The 17,923-nt window shown below is 61.0% G+C and carries 19 protein-coding genes and 1 tRNA gene; 11 read left to right on the top strand and 9 right to left on the bottom strand.

What is annotated here, in order from left to right; translation table 11 throughout:
* Window positions 1-359: 359 nt before the first annotated feature.
* The 7 genes from rplA to tuf all read right to left on the bottom strand — a co-directional run bounded on the left by rplA (window position 360) and on the right by tuf (window position 4,927).
* Window positions 360-1,058, bottom strand: a complete 699-nt coding sequence (gene rplA, locus FJ934_RS11860; protein ID WP_140609809.1) for a 50S ribosomal protein L1 — start codon at window positions 1,056-1,058, stop codon at window positions 360-362.
* Window positions 1,059-1,062: 4 nt separating this feature from the next.
* Complete coding sequence (gene rplK / locus FJ934_RS11855; protein WP_140609808.1) at window positions 1,063-1,491, bottom strand: 50S ribosomal protein L11; 429 nt, start codon at window positions 1,489-1,491, stop codon at window positions 1,063-1,065.
* 173 nt (window positions 1,492-1,664) lie between these two features.
* On the bottom strand, window positions 1,665-2,192 hold the full coding sequence (gene nusG, locus FJ934_RS11850) for a transcription termination/antitermination protein NusG (protein ID WP_015317996.1): 528 nt from the start codon (window positions 2,190-2,192) through the stop codon (window positions 1,665-1,667).
* Between the two features lie 27 nt (window positions 2,193-2,219).
* Window positions 2,220-2,423, bottom strand: a complete 204-nt coding sequence (gene secE / locus FJ934_RS11845) for a preprotein translocase subunit SecE (protein WP_140609826.1) — start codon at window positions 2,421-2,423, stop codon at window positions 2,220-2,222.
* Window positions 2,424-2,784: 361 nt separating this feature from the next.
* Window positions 2,785-2,860, bottom strand: a tRNA-Trp gene (locus FJ934_RS11840).
* Between the two features lie 147 nt (window positions 2,861-3,007).
* Entirely contained in the window at window positions 3,008-3,493 is a 486-nt protein-coding gene (locus tag FJ934_RS11835; RefSeq protein WP_140609807.1) for a group II truncated hemoglobin, read from the bottom strand.
* Window positions 3,494-3,751: 258 nt separating this feature from the next.
* The gene (tuf, locus tag FJ934_RS11830) at window positions 3,752-4,927 is read right to left on the bottom strand and encodes an elongation factor Tu (protein ID WP_010909256.1); all 1,176 of its coding nucleotides are present in this window, start codon (window positions 4,925-4,927) and stop codon (window positions 3,752-3,754) included.
* 293 nt (window positions 4,928-5,220) lie between these two features.
* Between tuf and FJ934_RS11825 the strand changes: the two genes are divergently transcribed.
* On the top strand, window positions 5,221-6,108 hold the full coding sequence (locus tag FJ934_RS11825; protein WP_140609806.1) for a DMT family transporter: 888 nt from the start codon (window positions 5,221-5,223) through the stop codon (window positions 6,106-6,108).
* A gap of 85 nt (window positions 6,109-6,193) precedes the next feature.
* Here the strand turns inward: FJ934_RS11825 and FJ934_RS11820 are convergent, their stop codons facing one another.
* The gene (locus tag FJ934_RS11820; protein WP_140609805.1) at window positions 6,194-6,451 is read right to left on the bottom strand and encodes a GlsB/YeaQ/YmgE family stress response membrane protein; all 258 of its coding nucleotides are present in this window, start codon (window positions 6,449-6,451) and stop codon (window positions 6,194-6,196) included.
* A gap of 130 nt (window positions 6,452-6,581) precedes the next feature.
* On the opposite strand from FJ934_RS11820, the gene FJ934_RS11815 reads away from it, so the two are divergent.
* The 4 genes from FJ934_RS11815 to FJ934_RS11805 all read left to right on the top strand — a co-directional run bounded on the left by FJ934_RS11815 (window position 6,582) and on the right by FJ934_RS11805 (window position 7,820).
* A complete protein-coding gene (locus tag FJ934_RS11815; protein ID WP_140609804.1) occupies window positions 6,582-7,034 on the top strand; it encodes a YidB family protein in 453 nt (150 codons plus the stop codon).
* A 107-nt stretch (window positions 7,035-7,141) separates the two neighbouring features.
* Window positions 7,142-7,300: a DUF6634 family protein gene (locus FJ934_RS28760; protein WP_348640934.1), complete on the top strand. Its 159-nt coding sequence runs from the start codon at window positions 7,142-7,144 to the stop codon at window positions 7,298-7,300.
* Between the two features lie 12 nt (window positions 7,301-7,312).
* Entirely contained in the window at window positions 7,313-7,582 is a 270-nt protein-coding gene (locus FJ934_RS11810) for a hypothetical protein (RefSeq protein ID WP_140609803.1), read from the top strand.
* A gap of 7 nt (window positions 7,583-7,589) precedes the next feature.
* On the top strand, window positions 7,590-7,820 hold the full coding sequence (locus FJ934_RS11805; protein ID WP_140609802.1) for a hypothetical protein: 231 nt from the start codon (window positions 7,590-7,592) through the stop codon (window positions 7,818-7,820).
* A 14-nt stretch (window positions 7,821-7,834) separates the two neighbouring features.
* Here FJ934_RS11805 and FJ934_RS11800 read toward each other — a convergent pair whose 3' ends face one another.
* Complete coding sequence (locus FJ934_RS11800; protein WP_246671490.1) at window positions 7,835-8,413, bottom strand: DUF6101 family protein; 579 nt, start codon at window positions 8,411-8,413, stop codon at window positions 7,835-7,837.
* A gap of 1,291 nt (window positions 8,414-9,704) precedes the next feature.
* On the opposite strand from FJ934_RS11800, the gene FJ934_RS11795 reads away from it, so the two are divergent.
* The 6 genes from FJ934_RS11795 (at window position 9,705) to fdhE (ending at window position 17,881) form a co-directional block, all read left to right on the top strand.
* Window positions 9,705-10,292, top strand: coding sequence for a hypothetical protein (locus FJ934_RS11795; RefSeq protein WP_140609801.1), 588 nt, complete (start codon window positions 9,705-9,707; stop codon window positions 10,290-10,292).
* A 577-nt stretch (window positions 10,293-10,869) separates the two neighbouring features.
* A complete protein-coding gene (locus tag FJ934_RS11790) occupies window positions 10,870-11,796 on the top strand; it encodes a bestrophin family ion channel (protein ID WP_140609825.1) in 927 nt (308 codons plus the stop codon).
* Between the two features lie 479 nt (window positions 11,797-12,275).
* Entirely contained in the window at window positions 12,276-15,350 is a 3,075-nt protein-coding gene (gene fdnG, locus FJ934_RS11785; protein WP_140609800.1) for a formate dehydrogenase-N subunit alpha, read from the top strand.
* A gap of 9 nt (window positions 15,351-15,359) precedes the next feature.
* Window positions 15,360-16,274, top strand: coding sequence for a formate dehydrogenase subunit beta (gene fdxH, locus FJ934_RS11780; protein ID WP_140609799.1), 915 nt, complete (start codon window positions 15,360-15,362; stop codon window positions 16,272-16,274).
* Entirely contained in the window at window positions 16,271-16,942 is a 672-nt protein-coding gene (locus FJ934_RS11775; protein WP_140609798.1) for a formate dehydrogenase subunit gamma, read from the top strand. Before fdxH ends, FJ934_RS11775 begins: the two co-directional genes overlap by 4 nt.
* A gap of 9 nt (window positions 16,943-16,951) precedes the next feature.
* The gene (fdhE, locus tag FJ934_RS11770; RefSeq protein WP_140609797.1) at window positions 16,952-17,881 is read left to right on the top strand and encodes a formate dehydrogenase accessory protein FdhE; all 930 of its coding nucleotides are present in this window, start codon (window positions 16,952-16,954) and stop codon (window positions 17,879-17,881) included.
* Window positions 17,882-17,923 lie beyond the last annotated feature (42 nt).

The following is a 17,923-nucleotide window of genomic DNA, read 5'->3' as shown; positions in this document are numbered from 1 at the left end:
GGGAACATCCCATTCACAAAGACAGGCGTCGGGTTGCCTTTTTGCCGGCCGGGCCATCCAGTAACGGATCTCCCGAACGACGCTCGAGGATCCTGCCCCCTTTCGCCACATCGACGGCCAAGCCGGCGATGCGCAGACAAAAGGCAAACACGGTTCGAACCCTTCATTGGAGCAGTCGCTCCGTTGTCAGGTCTTCACCCGTCTCATGCAGGCCCAGACGAATTAAGGCTGAGGGCCGCCTGCAATCTCGGACAGGATGTCCGGAAGCCTTCCGGCTCCCGGTACCGGGCCCAAGACAAGTCCAAGGCCCGGAATTCACTTCAAAGGTCAGCCGCGTGCGGCTGGCCCAAAAAATTCGATCAGGACGCGGCGAGCGTCGAGACATCCAACTTGAGGCCCGGGCCCATCGTCGAGGTGACGGACACCTTCTTGACGTAGTTGCCCTTGGCGCCAGCCGGCTTTGCCTTGGTCACCGCGTCGGCGAAGGCGCGGACGTTCTCTTCCAGCGCCTTGACATCGAACGAGACCTTGCCGACGCCGGCATGCACGATGCCCGCCTTCTCGACGCGGAACTCGACCGCGCCGCCCTTCGATGCCTTGACGGCGGCGGCGACGTCGGTGGTGACGGTGCCGACCTTCGGGTTCGGCATCATGCCGCGCGGGCCGAGCACCTTACCGAGACGGCCGACGAGCGGCATCATGTCCGGCGTAGCGATGCAGCGATCGAAATCGATCGTGCCCTTCTGGACGATGTCGACCAGGTCTTCCGCACCGACGATGTCGGCGCCAGCGGCCTTGGCCTCTTCAGCCTTATCGCCACGGGCGAACACGGCGACGCGAACCGAGCGGCCGGTGCCGTTCGGCAGGTTGACCACGCCGCGGACCATCTGGTCGGCATGGCGCGGGTCGACGCCGAGGTTCATGGCGACTTCGACGGTCTCGTCGAACTTGACCGACGAACGGTCCTTGAGCAGCTTCAGCGCTTCACCCAGGGCATAGGCCTTGTTGGGATCGATGCCTTCGCGGGACTTGGATACACGCTTTGCAATCTTTGCCATGATCTCAGCCCACCACTTCCAGACCCATCGAACGGGCAGAGCCCTCGACCATGCGCACGGCCGCTTCGACGTCGTTTGCGTTCAGATCCTTCATCTTGGCGGTAGCGATCTCGCGAACCTTGTCGCGCGAAACAGTACCGGCCTTGACTTTGCCGGGTTCCTTCGAACCAGACTTCAGGTTCGCAGCCTTCTTCAGGAAGTAGCTCACCGGCGGCGTCTTCATGACGAAGGTGAACGACTTGTCCTGATAGTAGGTAATGACCACCGGAACCGGCGATCCCTTTTCCATTTCCTGGGTCTGCGCGTTGAACGCCTTGCAGAACTCCATGATGTTGATGCCGCGTTGACCAAGCGCCGGGCCAATCGGGGGCGACGGCGTAGCCGAACCCGCGGAGACCTGGAGCTTGAGCTGGCCTGCAATTTTCTTAGCCATCTCTATTCCTGCCTTTGTCTATGCCGGCTCCACGACCTGGGAAACACCGGCGGTTGCAGTCTGGTGGTGCGGTTCCTGCGACAGGCTAAAGCCGCATTCGCCTCCCACCGTTCTCAAGGCCGCGCGCCTCCGCGCCGCCTCCCCTGATCGCCGACAGGCGCCAAGGATTCGGATCAGCCCTTTTCGACCTGTCCGAATTCCAGATCGACAGGCACGGCGCGCCCGAAGATCGAAACTTCCACCTTGAGCCGCGCCCGCTCCTCGTCCACTTCCTGGACGAAACCATTGAACGACGCGAACGGACCATCCGAGACGCGGATCGCCTCGCCTATCTCGAAGGTGACCGAGGGCTTCGGCCGCTCGACGCCTTCCTGCACCTGATTCAGGATGCGCTGCGCTTCCGCCTCGGTGATCGGCACCGGCTTGGAGTCGCCGAGAAAGCCGGTGACCTTCGGCGTGTTCTTGACCAGCGAGAACACTGCATCGGTCAGATTGGCCTTCAAGAGCACATAGCCCGGGAAGAATTTGCGCTCGGCATCGACCTTGCGGCCGCGACGAACCTCGACGACCTTCTCGGTCGGCACCACGATCTGCTCGATATCGGCGGACAGGCCCTTCTGCTTGGCCTTGTTCTCGATGTCCTCGGCGACCTTCTTTTCAAAGTTCGAATAGGCGTGGACGATATACCAGCGCGTAGCCATTTTACGACTTCTCCGTAATCGCCGGACTTAGCGTCCAATTCCCAGAATCTGCTCGACCGCGAGGCCCATGAGCTGATCGGCGGTGAAGAAAAAGAGCATCGCGATCACAGCGAAGGCCAGAACCATCACCGTCGAGATCATCGTCTCGCGCCGCGACGGCCAAGTCACCTTGGCTGTCTCCGCGCGCACCTGCTGGAGAAAGACGAATGGATTTGTGGTTTTCGAAGCCATATGCCGCCTGTCTTCAAGACCCGTTGGCCGGGTCCCCTGGATGATCCCGCTGGCCGGGACGTGCCGCCTGGGTCCACTGTCGCGCCGAATCAGCGCAATCACTTCGCCCATGCAAATCAGACGCGTAAAGCCGGCTTCCCAGCTCCACGCGCCGCGTGTCTGTCCTGTCTACATAAAACCGATTCTTGATCCACGCAAGTGGCAAGTGTCCGCTTTATGACCAAACGCCGCCTCGGAACCATCCAGTCGTTCCGTCCCGGCTATGGCGCTCTTATGCCCGAATTGCCTCAATATGGCAAGCGGGTCGCCGAATTTCAAAGGCCACCGGCAAAAATGTCGTTTCTGATAGCCATTTCGAAAATGGCACGGGCAGCAGGGCTCGAACCTACGACCTGCGGTTTTGGAGACCGCCGCTCTACCAACTGAGCTATGCCCGTAACGTGCGCGTGTCGGCGCAACAGGCGCTTCCTAAAAGCTTCCGTGCGCTCTGTAAAGAGCAGCCGGATGCAGTTTCATTTTCTTTGCCAGAAATCCAGATTCTCTGCCGTCGGCAAAGGTCGCGCTGTCGGCCCGGCATGCAACGATTACGATTTTCCGGCTGGCGGCTTGTACGGGCCGCCAGGCACGCCCCAGCCCCAGGCTGGCATTGGTTCTGTCTCCGGATCGCAGGTCTCGCCGAGATTGGAATTCATCTTCGCCAATCGCGATCCCCATTCGACATAGCCCATGAAGGCGGAACGGAACTCGGGATCGTCGGGCAAGCCGACCTCGTCGGCGGCATCGGCCAGGAGGTTGATCCAGCGGCGGCGCTGCTCCTCGGTCAAATGCTTGCCCAGATGGTGCATGACCATCTCGCGGTGGCCGCCGAACTTTTCGCTGTAGCTTTTCGGCCCGCCGAAAACCTCGCCGATAAAGGCCGCGACATGCATAGGATGATCCGGCGACATGGCCTTGAAGACAGGCCCGACGATCGGGTCCTTCGCCACTTTGTCGTAGAAGGTTTCGGTCAGGCGGTTCAGCACCTCGATGCCGCCTGCCCATTCGTACAGTGTCGGAACGTCCTGGCTCATTCTCGATCCTCCGCCGGCCCCTGCGCTGCCAACGGCCACGATAGCGGCAAAATCGAGCGTGGCTCAACCTGCCTCGATGGCCAGTTTCCGCTGGGCACTCTTAGCAAAGCTCCTCCGGAGCACCCTACACTCCTCACTGCGACGGGGCTTGCGGCAGCTTTGGGAGTGAGACGCAATTCCCAGGCCACGCCGCGCCGAAAACAAAAAAGGCGGCCCGAAGACCGCCCTTTCCTTACCGAACCGGCAGCGCCGGATCGCTTATTCCTTGATGGTGACGACGATGCCGGCACCGACGGTGCGGCCGCCTTCACGGATGGCGAAGCGCAGCTTCTCTTCCATGGCGATCGGCACGATCAGCTCGACATCGACCGTGATGTTGTCGCCGGGCATCACCATCTCGGTGCCGGCCGGCAGCGACACGATGCCGGTCACGTCGGTCGTGCGGAAGTAGAACTGCGGACGGTAGTTGGTGAAGAACGGCGTGTGACGGCCACCCTCGTCCTTGGTCAGGATGTAGGCTTCGGCCACGAACTTCTTGTGCGGCTTCACCGTGCCGGGCTTGGCCAGAACCTGGCCGCGCTCGACGCCTTCACGGTCAACGCCGCGCAGCAGCGCGCCGATGTTGTCGCCGGCCTGGCCCTGGTCGAGCAGCTTGCGGAACATCTCGACGCCCGTGCAGGTCGTCTTGGTCGTCGGACGGATGCCGATGATTTCCAGTTCCTCGCCGACCTTGACCACGCCGCGCTCGACGCGGCCGGTCACCACCGTGCCGCGGCCCGAGATCGAGAACACGTCCTCGATCGGCATCAGGAACGGCTTGTCGAGCGGACGGACCGGCGTCGGGATGTAGGCATCGACCTGAGCCATCAGCTCGCGGATCGCATCCTCGCCGATCGTCTTGTTCGAATCCTCGAGCGCGGCCAAGGCCGAACCCTTGACGATCGGAATGTCGTCGCCGGGGAATTCGTTCTTCGACAGCAGCTCGCGCACCTCGAGCTCGACCAGCTCCAGCAGCTCGGCGTCATCGACCTGGTCGACCTTGTTCAAAAACACCACGATCGACGGCACGCCGACCTGACGGGCCAGCAGGATGTGCTCGCGGGTCTGCGGCATCGGGCCGTCGGCGGCCGACACCACCAGGATCGCGCCGTCCATCTGCGCCGCACCGGTGATCATGTTCTTCACATAGTCGGCGTGGCCGGGGCAGTCGACGTGGGCATAGTGGCGGTTGGCCGTCTCGTATTCGACGTGAGCCGTCGAGATGGTGATGCCGCGCGCCTTCTCTTCCGGCGCCGCATCGATCTGGTCGTAGCGCTTGTACTCGCCAAAATACTTCGTGATCGCCGCCGTCAGCGACGTCTTGCCATGGTCAACGTGACCAATCGTGCCGATGTTCACATGAGGCTTAGTGCGCTCGAATTTACCTTTTGCCATAGTCTCTTTCCTTGGACGGCCGGGACCTTCAGTTCAGTCGAATGCGGGGCGATTAGCGACAAAGGCCAAAAAACACAAGCGTCTTTTGGCCGGGTGCAGTCTCACTCGGTCCGAACCAGCGATCCGATTGCGGGGACATGACGCCGATATAGGAAGGTTCGGGACAAAATGAAATGGGCGCGGAGCCGACCGATCGAAGCCGGTATCGCGCTCTGTTCCCGCCAATCGCTGTCTGGTTCACGGCCAGTTGATGGCCCATTGCAGCCGCTGGCGAGGTCTGATTTCCTGACCGGATGCATTTCCTTCCGACGACCGTTCGCGGCCCGCTTTTCATGATCGTCTCGACCGGATCGTATCTCGTCAACGATACGATGATGAAACTCGCGACCACGGGCCTGCCCTCCTACGAAGTGCTGTTTCTGCGCGGCGCGGCCGCAACGCTCTGGGGCTTTCCGCTGCTGTTCCTGCTTGGCTACGGCAAACAGATCCCCCTGATCTTCGACGGCCAAGTGCTGCGCAGGAACCTGCTCGAACTGGCGGCGATCCTTTGCTATGTCGTGGCGCTCGCTAACATGCAGATCGCGGATTCCACCGCGCTCGGACAGATCACGCCGCTGCTGATGCTGGTCGGCTCCTCGATCCTGTTCGGCGAGCGCATCGGCGGCCAACGCATGGCGCTGATCGGGCTCGGCTTCATCGGCGCATTGATGGTGGCGCAGCCGACCATGCAGGGCATTTCGGTCTACGCCCTGCTTGCGCTCGGCAATGCGGCACTGGCAGCCGCGCGCGACCTTGCCGGCAGGCGCGTTTCGGCCGAGGTGCCGGGAATGATCGTGGCGATTTCCGCCGTCGTGGTGGTGCTGATCGGCTCGGGTGCGGCACATCTGGTTTCGGAGCGCTGGGTGGCGCCCGAGACGCGTCACCTGCTGCTGATGGCCGGCGCCGGATTTTTCCTGATCTTCGGCCATTTCTTCATCTTCATGGCCTACCGCATCGGACCGACCAGCGCCGTTGCGCCGTTTTACTACTGCTTCACCGTCTGGGCGGTCATTTCTGGCCTGCTCGTATTCAGACAACTTCCCAATGCGCTGGCCGTCTGCGGTATCCTGCTTGTCGTCGCCAGCGGGCTCGCCATCGTGTCGCTCGACGAACGCAAGCGCCGGCTCGCCTTGGTCGCTTGAGTCAATACGCAGACCGGCCGGCGGATGGAGCCGCAAACACGGCTCCATCCAACGCCCGCAGATGGCAGACGAAGAGCCGACGCGTCTAGATGGTGCGCTTGCCGCTGAACTGGTGATACGCCCACAGCACGACGACGGCGCCGACCACCGCAACGATCAGGCTCCAGATGTTGAGGCCGGTGACCCCCGATGCACCGAAAGCACTGAAGATCAGGCCGCCGACAACGGCACCGACGATGCCGAGCACGATGTCCATAATCAGGCCCTGGCCGGTCTTGTTGACGATCTTGCTGCCGATGAAGCCGGCGATCACGCCGAGAATGATCCAGCTGATGATACCCATTTTTTCCTCTCCATCCCCTGCCAACCCGACATTTTCATATGATTGTCAAAAGCTCAAGCCAGCTTGAAATTCTGCCTGCATGCGTCATTGTTGGAGATGGGCCGGGCTTGGTTGAGATGGAGGATCCACTATGGGACTTTTCGACAACGCCGTTCCCGGCGGCAACATCACCAAACCGCTGATGATCGCGCTCGGCGCGCTGCTGGTCGGCAAGATGCTGAGCGGCAGAAGCGCCGACCAGCCGGACCAGCAGACTCAAGCGCCTGCTCCGACCGAAGCCAACCCCGGCGACGGTGGCCTGCTCGGCGGTCTGGGCGGCCTGCTCGGCAAGCTCAGAGACGCCGGCCATGGCAATGTCGCCGATTCCTGGGTCGGCACCGGTCAGAACCAGTCGATCAACGCCAATGATCTGGGTGCAGCACTCGGGCCGCAGGTCATCCATGAGATCGCGCAGCGCACCGGCATGGACGAGCAGGAACTGCTCAAGCAGCTTTCCACCGCCCTGCCCGGCATCGTCGACAGACTGACGCCAAACGGTCAGGTGCCGCAGCAACACCAGGTGGCCTCCGCGTTCAACAGTTAACGCACGCATGCCCTGAAGCGCTGCGCGCTTTGCCGTGCAGCGTTGGGGTCTAGCGATGATGAGGAAGAGAATCTGGAGCGGATAGCGTGCGTAATTGGCGCCAGTAGGTGGGACTGTCGACCAGACATCCGACGCTCGTCGGAATGAACAGACCGATAGGCACTTCTCCCGTGTGGCTGCTGTCAGCCGACATGACCTGGGCGAGGACGCATTCCAGATGGTATCGGCTTGGCCGTCCTGCCGAGCGGTCCGGCCTGGATGCCTGAGTGGCGACGGCCATGGCTGCCAAAGATTCCCATCCCACTGAGGACCGTCATTTCAGGCGCCGCCACAAGGCGGCGGTAGCAGGCCTGCACCTGCCAACAGAGGTCGAGTTGTTGCGCAGCATGCCTTTTCTTTCCGACGACATGGCGACCGACATCCGGGAATTCGGCGAGCGCCTGTCGCGCAGGCTAAAGCACAAGCCGAAATTCGAAGTCGCTCCCCTCGTGGCTTGCCTTGAGGACCTGACGGTGGAACCAGAGCATCGAGGCGCTTCAGTGTGTTGAGTCGGCCATGGAAGCCGCGAGCGGCTTCAACACCGTGTCCGCGCGCGATGCCAGGCTGCGCATCCTTTTCTACCTCGCATCGTGTGGGGATCCCAAGGCAGCTGCCGCGATCGCCGGCGAGACAGCCGCGGTCGCATTTGGCGACGTTCGCGATCATAGCGACTTCAGCCATGTATCGCGTGCGCTCGCCTGGGCTCTGCTTGCCAACACCTATAGCCACATGCGCCGGGAAAAATGAACACGAGTGTCACATCACTTCCGATCCACCAGTCGACCGATATGCTCTAATGCCGTCAGTTTGTTCATCAGGCCAGCATTAGAAAGCCTGGGCGCATGGTCGAGACGCGGCCCATGATGCGGTCGCTGGGGTGAGAGGGTGTTGACGCTGGCACCGAGCGTTTCCTCAAGCGTGCGGGCAACGCCGTCGGCGTCAAGCAGAAGCATAGGCAGACGGTAGGCCTCGGCCCAGGCACGCCAGTCGGCGGCAACAAGTTCGAGATCGTCGGACACCAGCAGCGGCACCGTCAGCGTCGGATCAATGTGCAGAAGCTTGAGCTCCGATGTGATTTTTCCATCCGGATCCGCCATCGCGCAGGCGGCCACGCCGCGGAAAACCTTGGCGGGAAGGGCAATGATTGCCGGTACGTTGCTTAGATCCTGCGTGCGTCGGACCACCGCACCACGCTGGTTGAGCGTGAAGGTCACGTCGCCATAGTTGTCGCGCGTATAATAGCTCACCGTCTCCGGCAGCCGCGACGGGTCGAGACGCCTGTTGCGCCCGGTCCAAGAACTCGCCTCCGGTTCAGTATGAGTCCGCTCACCATCGTTCATCACTGGCACCTGGAAAGAGAAGGGTCCTGAAGCACAGCACGCAACCAATGCCCCGAGTGAGCCCCAATCCTTTGCGGCGCCGCCGTCTTCGGCTTGCGTCCAGCAACAGCTGCGTGCCTTCGCAATCTCTACCCCTATTGAGGTCGAACGGATGTACCCGGCTCGAACTCTCAGCAAATGTCCTACTGCCACGTAAAATAGCAGTGTATTCTGTATTAGCGATTACTAATTTATGTCAATTCTTCGGTAACTTTGGCATAGCCTCGATCAACACGAGGAAGTGATCCGAAGACGAGTCCACGCTTCCGACTTGCGGATGGCAGCTCTGCGGCCGCAGGTCGGGTGTTGGGTTGAGCGTTATCTGTGCTGCCGAGTTGCTGGTCAGCTATGTCAGAAAAGCGATCACTTCTCGCATCGCTTAACCTGAAAGACGTACGGGAATCGGTCGATTTGCAGTAGCACTGAAGAACAATGCGGTATGGTCGAAAGAACCGGGCCTACCAATCGCCGGTTTCTCGGTTCCAGCCAATTTTCGAACTGCGATCACACAGCGCCGCCGAAATGAGCGAAAGCTGCTGTAACGCCCACCCGCATTCGGATTCGAATTTCTTGAGCAACGACGTCGTCGGCGCTTCCAGACATGGACCGACCTCATTCAGCGGATTCTCCTCAACACCTGACTGCGAACCCAGTCCGACTGCAGACGACAACATTATCACTGTCGAGGTCTTCCAGACTGTATGATAGATTGCAATCTGCCTCGGTCGCTCGTTGGCAGGACGGCTTCATTCCGACTGCCATTCGCCCCGTCGCGAGGGGTCAGCGAATCCTTTGCATTGTTTCCAAGTCGGACCGACGCCTTGTGGCGGCTCCCACTCTCAAGATCACCTGCTTATGCCCGGATTTCCGGGACTTTCCCGCGCTCGAGGCCCCTTCTGCAAGCCTCCCATGACCGGCATGACTTCCATGTGCTGGCCGCCGAAACGAACATATCGAATCCTTGGGGTTGCCTGGTCCGGAGTCCCACTTGCAATGCGCGACCTTGAAAGGACTCCGGGGTCAGAAAGCACATTGTTGACAACGGCTTAGTCAAGACATCGGGGTTGACGCCGCTGCTACGGCGCCATAGGCCAGTCGTCCACCCGTGGAGCTAATCCGGAAAGGACCTTCGGCAGATGGGTGGCCTCGGTGTCCAACTACCCGCCAACACGTCCATAGCCTCATCAGGATAGCGACCGTTCTCAAGGATCACAAAACGCGGCTGGTCCAAGCCAGGGTGCCAGCGACGGTCATGGGCAAGCTCGCCGCCTCGCCCGAACACCTGCCCCAGGTCCTCGCCGAGTTCGAAGCCGGACGGAAACTGACCGGCAAACAGGTTACCGCCATCATCGGCGGCGAGGAAGAGGTTCAAGCTTCCGACCTGCCAAACGCCGGCGGCATCGCCGGGCTCCGGGCGAACGCGCAGGCGAAGCTGAAGGTCGGCATCTCGGAATTCGCCCGGAACATCGCCGAGGTCATGAGCCATATCGAAACAGCGCTCGCCCGGGCAATGGAGGGCAAGCGGGTGCTGAAGGGCCAACTGGCAGACAAGATCGAGCGCCTGGCGAGGCTTGCCCGGTTCCAGATCGAGAACGTGACCCTGTTGGTCGAGCTCAATCCGGGCAATTCGGCAGCCTCCCAGGTGATCCGCTTCCCGCAAGGAAGCAAATGGCTGCAGGTATCGGAACTTCTGTGGACCCTGGGCGGGCGCGGCAGCTGGCCTCGGGAGGAACTGGCTCCTTGGCTGTACGCCGAGGTGCTCCCGCTTCTCACCTGGTCGATCGATAGCGGCAAACGGCCCAAAGAAGCCGAGGCTTTGAACGCGGAGCCAAATCGGTAAAATGATTTGACAAAGCGCGTGAAGAAAAAAGACGCGGGCGGCTGGGATCGCTTCCTTCCGGCCCTCCCCCTGCCAGCCGATGTAAAGGCGAGTGGGCTCAGACACGTGTCAATTGCCGGAGGCTGTGGGGCACGGGAACTAAGTTTGGAATGCTGTTCGACTGTCGGCACACGACAGCTTGTCCACCCAACGCGGACAAGCTGTCTGGAATCTACAAAGATCATCTCTGTAAACCATTGATATTGCTTTAATTTTAACTGGCACGCCTATTGCTTCGTTCATGCCACCAATGGTGGAGGAGCCGTATCCTGGCCTTAACGGCGCCAGAGGCGAACAACCTCCACGAACGCAACCAAACGGGGGACAATTGCTACAGCTGAAGCAGAAACGGCACGGCGAGGGCTGTCTTGATGGCAAGTCGCTGCTTGCCTAGGCCACGGTCGAAATCCCGATCCTTTGGGGCGTCTGGCAGGCCCCGAGAGTGCCACTGCTCTGTCTTTTTTGACACGCCACCGGCGGAGCGTCTCGCCGGACCCCGCCGGTGGACGAAGCCAGCCCGGCAATCACAGGGTGGAATATGATCGTTCGCGAAACGCCAAGCCTTCTCACTTTATTCCTGGAAATCAGGGGCTCCGTCATTCGGCGGATCTATCCCAGGGTGCTGATCGTCATGGCGCTGTCAGTGTTCGTCGTCTGGGGACACAGTCGTGAGCCGCAGTTTATACCGTTGGTGGACGGGGCGCCTTTTTCACTCGTCGGCATCGCGCTGTCCATCTTCCTGGGCTTCCGGAACAATGCTTGCTACGACCGCTGGTGGGAAGGCCGCAAGCTTTGGGGGCGCCTGCTCGCGGCCAGTCGGGATCTCGCCCGTCAGACCATCGTGCTGACCCGGCCGGACGGAACAGCCACCGGCGCCCGTGCACGTCTTGTCCACTTGAATATCATATTCGTTGACGAACTCGTGCGCCACCTGCGCTATCATGACCGCCCGAACAAAACGGCGGATGCAACTCTCTCGCCCGAAGAAAAAAAGGCTCTGTCGACGACCCGCAACGTGCCGGACTATATATTGCGGTTGATCGGTGAGGCGTTTGCGCGGCTTCGTTGTACCGGTGCCATCAGCGACATAGAGTTCTCCATATTCGACCGTACCCTCTGTGAGCTGAATGGCGTGCTTGCCGGCTGCGAGCGGCTTCGCAACACGCCAGTGCCTTTCGGCTACACGCTCCTGCTTCACCGGACGGCGTACCTGTTCTGCTTCATGCTGCCCTTTGGTCTTGCCGACGTTCTCGGTGCTCTCACGCCCGTCGCGGCCGGAGTAGTCGCCTACACGTTCTTTGGGCTGGATGCGCTCGGCGACGAACTTGAGGCACCCTTTGGAATATTGCCGAACGACCTGCCAATAGCCGCCATCGCGAAAACGATCGAAATCAGCCTGCGGGAGGCCCTCAAGGAGGGTGATCTGCCCGAAATGCCGAAGCCGGTAGATACCATTTTACTATGAATTTGCCTGCTGGCTCGGAAACCAACTTGCTGCCGCTTGGCTGCAAAGGAGACGCGATACCAGGGTAGCATGGATAATTTGTCCGGGGCCCTCCGGACATTTTGTCCGTAGCCAACGAATAACCAGGCCATAAGCCGTTGATTCTTAATCAATCAGATTTGGCACGCCTGTTGCACAGGCATTCTTCGCCAGGGACGGTCGACATCGGTGGCGGGTTTGGGAGTTTCATCGCCGCGTTCGCCAAAGCGGCAGATGCGGCACAGCCTTAGCCAGCCATAAGGTTCAACGTGGACGCTGCAATGGACCAGTGTTATCGTTTGAAGAAACGAACGGCGCGGACAGCGCCGCAACAAGACGACGCACGACTACCGACTTCGGAGAGCGCTCTTGTCAGAAGATCATCTTCTACCAGCGCGATTGACATGCAGATCCGGTTTATCGGGACACAACCTCTTTTGAACGGTTCGCGAGGTAAGGCAATGAACTTGAATCGCCGAGGTTTCATCAAGCTGACAGCGGCTGGATTGGCAGCATCCAGCATGGGTGCGTTGGGTTTCGGCCATGTCGGCGAAGCGCTTGCCTCCTCTGTCCGCGCCTTCAAGCTGGCCGCCACAACGGAAACCCGCAACACCTGCACCTATTGTTCTGTGGCATGCGGCATCCTGATCTACAGCGTGGGTGACCGGGCAAAGAATGCTCGTTCCAACATCATCCACATCGAAGGCGATCCAGACCATCCCGTGAACCGCGGAACATTGTGTCCGAAGGGATCGGCTCTGCTGGATATCGTTCACGCGCCAACGCGGCTGACGGCGCCACGCTACCGCGCGCCGGGAACGAACGAGTTCAAGGAGGTCACCTGGGACTTCGCGCTCGACCGCATCACGCGGCTGATGAAGGACGACCGCGACAAGAACTTCGTTGCCAGGAACAAGGACGGCGCCACCGTCAACCGCTGGACCAGCGTTGGCATGCTGGCGGCTTCCGCGTCGTCCAGCGAAACCGCTTTCCTCACCTGGAAGGTGGCCCGCTCCCTCGGCATGGTGGTGTTCGACAACCAAGCGCGTGTCTGACACGGACCGACGGTGGCCAGTCTGGCTCCAACATTCGGTCGCGGTGCAATGACCAACACCTGGCAGGACATCAAGAATGCCAACGTGGTGATCGTGATGGGCGGCAACGCCGCCGAAGCGCATCCCTGCGGCTTCAAATGGGTCATCGAAGCGAAGATCGAGAACGGCGCCAAGCTCGTCGTGGTCGACCCACGCTTCACTCGAACAGCGTCAGTCGCCGATCTCTATGCGCCGATCCGCCCGGGCACCGACATTGCCTTCCTGAACGGCCTCATCCGCTATCTGCTGGAGAAGGACAAAATCCAGCATGACTACGTGCGGGCCTTCACCAATGCCGGTCTGATCGTGAAGGAGGAGTTCGGTTTCCAGGACGGCCTGTTCACCGGCTACAACGAGGAGACGCACAGCTACGACAAGTCGAGCTGGGAATACGAGTTCGACGAGCAGGGTTTCGCCAAGGCCGATGACACCTTGCAGCATCCGCGCTGCGTCATCAACCTGCTGCGAAAACATGTCGACCGCTACACCCCTGAGATGGTGTCGCGCATCACCGGCACGCCGCAGGACAAGTTTCTGCAGGTCTGCGATCTTCTGGCGACGACCGCGGCTCCGGACAAGGCTCTGACATCCCTGTTCGCACTCGGGTGGACCCAGCACTCGGTCGGGTCTCAGAACATCCGCACCATGGCCATGGTGCAGCTTCTGCTCGGCAATATCGGCGTCGCCGGCGGCGGCATGAACGCCCTGCGCGGTCATTCCAATATCCAGGGCCTGACGGATATCGGTCTACTCTCCAACCTGATGCCTGGCTACATGACGCTGCCGGGCGACAAGGAGACGACCTTCGACGACTACATGAAGACGCGTCAGTTCGTTCCGCTGCGGCCTGGACAGATCAGTTACTGGCAGAATTATCGCAAATTCTTCGTCAGCTTCCAGAAGACGATGTTCGGAGCTGCCGCGAAACCCGAAAACAACTGGGCCTACGACTGGCTGCCGAAGCTGGACATACCGCTCTACGACATCATCAAGGCTTTCGAGATGATGAGCAACGGCGAGATGACCGGGTACATCTGCCAAGGCTTCAATCCGCTCCAGGCCTTCCCGGATCGAGGCAAGATCCGGCGCGGGCTGAGCAAGCTCAAATTTCTGGTGACGATGGACCCGCTCGACACCGAGACGTCACGGTTCTGGGAGGATTTCGGGCCACAGAATCCGTCCGATCCGGCGGAAGTCCAGACCGAAGTCTTCCAACTGCCGACGAGTTGCTTCGCCGAAGAGAACGGATCGCTGGTGAATTCGGCGCGTTGGCTGCAATGGCACTGGAAGGCCGCGGAGCCGCCAGGCGAGGCCCAGTCCGACATCTGGATCATGGCAAACCTGTTCCGCCGGTTGAAGGAGCTCTACCAGAAGGAAGGTGGTCCGTTCACGGATGCGATGATGAATCTCACCTGGGATTACGTAGATCCGACATCTCCCGATCCGGAAGAATTGGCCAAAGAGATGAACGGACGGACACTGGCCGACATCAAGGACACCGCGACCGGCGCGGTGACGCTCAAGGCCGGGCAACTGCTCGACAGTTTCGCGCAGCTCAAGGATGACGGCACGACGGTGTCCGGCTGCTGGATCTTCACCGGGTGCTACACCGAAAAAGGCAACCAGATGGCCCGGCGGGATACCACCGATCCGCGGGACCAGGGCATTGCTTCGGGTTGGGCCTGGGCGTGGCCAGCCAATCGGCGCATCCTTTACAATCGCGCCAGCGCCGACCTGAACGGCAAGGCCTGGAACCCGAAGAAGCCTGTCATCGAATGGACCGGCGAACGCTGGGCCGGCATCGACGTGCCCGATATCCCGCCGACAGCCGGCCCATCCACCGGCGTCGGACCATTCATCATGAATGCCGAAGGCCTCGCACGCCTGTTCGCGCGCAACACCATGGTCGAGGGGCCGTTCCCCGAACACTACGAGCCCCTCGAGTCACCCGCCGAGAACGTTCTGCATCCGAAGGTCCGATCCAATCCGGTGGCGCGTGTGTTTCCGGACGACCGCAAGAACTTCGGCGCGGCGCCGGACTTTCCCTATGTCGCGACAACGTACCGGCTGACCGAACACTTCCACTACTGGACCAAGCATGCGCTGATCAACGCGATCCTGCAGCCGGAAGAGTTCGTCGAGATCGGCGAGGAACTCGCGAAGGAGAAGGGCATAGGCCAGGCGGACTGGGTGAAAGTCTCGTCGAAGCGCGGTGAGGTCGTCTGCAAGGCCTATGTCACCAAGCGCATCAAGCCGCTCATGGTCGACGGCAAGCCGACGCATGTGATCGGCTGCCCCATCCATTGGGGTTTCACCGGACAGGCTCGCAAGGGCTACGGAGCCAACACGCTGACTCCGTCAGTTGGCGACGCCAACACGCAAACGCCGGAATTCAAGGCGTTCCTCGTGAACGTCGCGAAGTCGAACGGTCCGGAGGTCTAGAGGGCGGCCATGAGCGATCTTCAAGCACAAGACTTCATCCGCATCTCGGCCACGACGCTGACCCCGCCGACTGTTCGCAACCACGAGCAGGAAGTCGCCAAGCTCATCGACGTCTCGCGCTGCATCGGCTGCAAGGCCTGTCAGTCGGCATGCATGGAATGGAACAATCTGCGCCCCGAAGTCGGACACTTCGAAGGCAGCTACGACAATCCGATGGATCTCGGACCCAGCGTCTGGACGCTGATGCGCTTCGCCGAATGGGAAAATGAGAAGGGCGATCTGGAGTGGCTGATCCGCAAGGATGGCTGCATGCATTGCGAGGACCCCGGCTGCCTCAAGGCATGCCCGGCCCCTGGCGCCATCGTCCAGCACGCCAACGGCATCGTCGATTTCATCAGCGAGAACTGCATCGGTTGCGGCTATTGCGAGAAGGGATGCCCGTTCAACATTCCGCGCGTCAGCCAGGTCGACCACAAGTCGTACAAATGCACTCTGTGCTCGGACCGCGTGACGGTCGGCCTCGAGCCCGCCTGCGTCAAGGCCTGCCCGACCGGCGCGATCATGTTCGGCTCGAAGACCGACATGACCGAATGGGCTGGCGAGCGCGTGGACGAGCTGAAATCGCGCGGCTTCGAAAACGCCGGCCTCTATGATCCGCCGGGCGTCAGCGGCACGCATGTGATGTATGTCCTGCAACACGCCGACAAGCCCGCCATCTATGCCAACCTGCCGGAAGACCCGCACATCAGCGAGTTCGTCGGTTTCTGGAAAGGGCTGGTCAAGCCGGTGGCGTTGGCGGGCATGGCTTTCACGGCGGCGGCGGCATTCCTCCACTGGATCACGGTCGGTCCCAACAAGGTCGACGAAGAAGATAGTCATCATGCCGAGGACCTGATCCGATCGACGAAGGAGAAGTCCGCATGACCTATCCGAAGGGCACGATCATTCGGGCCAGCGCGATGATGCGCATCAATCACTGGCTGACCGCGGGATGCTTCGTGCTCCTCGTCCTGTCGGGGCTAGCGATGTTCCATCCCTTGCTGTTCTGGCTGTCCAACCTGTTCGGTGGTGGCCAATGGACCAGGGCTGTTCACCCCTGGATCGGTTGCGTGCTGTTCGTGAGCTATCTCTGCCTCATCATCCAGTTCTGGCGCGATAACTTGCCGAGCATGGGTGATGTCAGATGGATGGCCAAAATCAACCGCGTCATCGTCAACGACGAAGAGGACGTCCCCGAGGTCGCCCGATTCAACGCCGGCCAGAAACTCGTGTTCTGGGGCATGGCTTTTCTGGTGCCGGTGTTGTTCTTCACCGGCCTGACCGTTTGGGAGGTCTATTTCAGCGCCTATACCTCGATCGAGACGCAGCGCATCACGTTGCTCATCCACAGCCTCTGCGCAATCGGCGCGATCATCCTTTGGATGATCCACGTCTACGCCGCGATCTGGGTCAGCGGGTCGATGCGCGCCATGACGCAGGGCTATGTGACTCCCGGCTGGGCGTGGCGTCATCATCGCCTGTGGCTACGCCGTCTGGCGCAGACGCAATCGCGCGGGCCGACCCCGGGCGCCAATCGCGATCTCGGCAGGTGAGGATTTGATTTGAGGCAAGGCGGCAGCCCAAGCACCGGGAAATGGCAGGGATCGGCGACTGGCGGCGTCACGTCGCCGGACACCGTGGTCCTGCCCGATCCTGGCGCACGCTTCACTGCGACCGCGGTGCGCCTAGCGACGCTTGCGTTGGATCACCCGATGGAGGGCTGGCTGTCGTTCATGGCGCGCCTGGCTTCGGCACAGCGACAGGCGCTCGACGCCGTCTCGGCCATCGAAGGCGCATCGTCGTCGACCATCGATCAGGCCGTGGAAGCAGGCATGCCGCCTTATGCCGCCGACGGACATCGTCGCGATCCAGCCTGGCGGACAGCGCTGGCGTCCATCCTGGACGAGATCGAGGCCCGCCCCTTGCCAACCCAGGCGCGCGAGGTCATTGCCAGGCTCCGCACCGCCGAAGCGACCGCCATCGAGGCGTTTGCCGAACGATTCCTCCACGGCGATGTCCAGGTCGAGGAAGCCGGCGAAGCGCTTTATGTCGCGGCGGCGCTTCAGGTCTATTTCTCGACGCTGGCAGCAAGACTGCCGGCCGGCAAGCTTCAACTTCTCCAGCAGCCAGGCCTATGCCCCTGCTGCGGGTCGACCCCGAGCGTTGGCCTGGTTACAGCGACGGGCAAGACCCCCGGCATCCGCTATCTTTATTGTTCGCTGTGCTCGACAGCCTGGGTGCACGTTCGTGCCACTTGCATCACCTGCGAGGATACGCGTACCGTCGCGCTCGAGGGGATCGAAGGCGACACCGGCCTGGTAAGAGCCGAAACGTGCAACGCCTGCCACACCTACTCGAAGCTGATTTATCAGAAGCAGGATATGCAGGCTGATCCATATGCGGACGATCTCGCCAGCCTTGGCATCGATATCCTGGTTGCCGAGGCGGGTTGGTCGCGTCATGCGCCAAATCCGCTGCTGCTGGTTGCCTAGAAGTGGATAGGAGGTCGGCAACAATGACAAGCCAAGTCGCCA

The organism is Mesorhizobium sp. B2-4-12 (assembly GCF_006441575.1).
Lineage (GTDB): Bacteria > Pseudomonadota > Alphaproteobacteria > Rhizobiales > Rhizobiaceae > Mesorhizobium.
This window is presented reverse-complemented; position numbering and strand designations above follow the sequence as displayed.

Coding starts and splice junctions, on each gene's coding strand:
- rplA (WP_140609809.1), bottom strand. CDS start 1,058: ATGGCAAAGATTGCAAAGCGTGTATCCAAGTCCCGCGAAGGCATCGAT.
- rplK (WP_140609808.1), bottom strand. CDS start 1,491: ATGGCTAAGAAAATTGCAGGCCAGCTCAAGCTCCAGGTCTCCGCGGGT.
- nusG (WP_015317996.1), bottom strand. CDS start 2,192: ATGGCTACGCGCTGGTATATCGTCCACGCCTATTCGAACTTTGAAAAG.
- secE (WP_140609826.1), bottom strand. CDS start 2,423: ATGGCTTCGAAAACCACAAATCCATTCGTCTTTCTCCAGCAGGTGCGC.
- FJ934_RS11835 (WP_140609807.1), bottom strand. CDS start 3,493: ATGAGCCAGGACGTTCCGACACTGTACGAATGGGCAGGCGGCATCGAG.
- tuf (WP_010909256.1), bottom strand. CDS start 4,927: ATGGCAAAAGGTAAATTCGAGCGCACTAAGCCTCATGTGAACATCGGC.
- FJ934_RS11825 (WP_140609806.1), top strand. CDS start 5,221: ATGCATTTCCTTCCGACGACCGTTCGCGGCCCGCTTTTCATGATCGTC.
- FJ934_RS11820 (WP_140609805.1), bottom strand. CDS start 6,451: ATGGGTATCATCAGCTGGATCATTCTCGGCGTGATCGCCGGCTTCATC.
- FJ934_RS11815 (WP_140609804.1), top strand. CDS start 6,582: ATGGGACTTTTCGACAACGCCGTTCCCGGCGGCAACATCACCAAACCG.
- FJ934_RS11810 (WP_140609803.1), top strand. CDS start 7,313: ATGGCTGCCAAAGATTCCCATCCCACTGAGGACCGTCATTTCAGGCGC.
- FJ934_RS11805 (WP_140609802.1), top strand. CDS start 7,590: ATGGAAGCCGCGAGCGGCTTCAACACCGTGTCCGCGCGCGATGCCAGG.
- FJ934_RS11800 (WP_246671490.1), bottom strand. CDS start 8,413: ATGAACGATGGTGAGCGGACTCATACTGAACCGGAGGCGAGTTCTTGG.
- FJ934_RS11795 (WP_140609801.1), top strand. CDS start 9,705: ATGGGCAAGCTCGCCGCCTCGCCCGAACACCTGCCCCAGGTCCTCGCC.
- FJ934_RS11790 (WP_140609825.1), top strand. CDS start 10,870: ATGATCGTTCGCGAAACGCCAAGCCTTCTCACTTTATTCCTGGAAATC.
- fdxH (WP_140609799.1), top strand. CDS start 15,360: ATGAGCGATCTTCAAGCACAAGACTTCATCCGCATCTCGGCCACGACG.
- FJ934_RS11775 (WP_140609798.1), top strand. CDS start 16,271: ATGACCTATCCGAAGGGCACGATCATTCGGGCCAGCGCGATGATGCGC.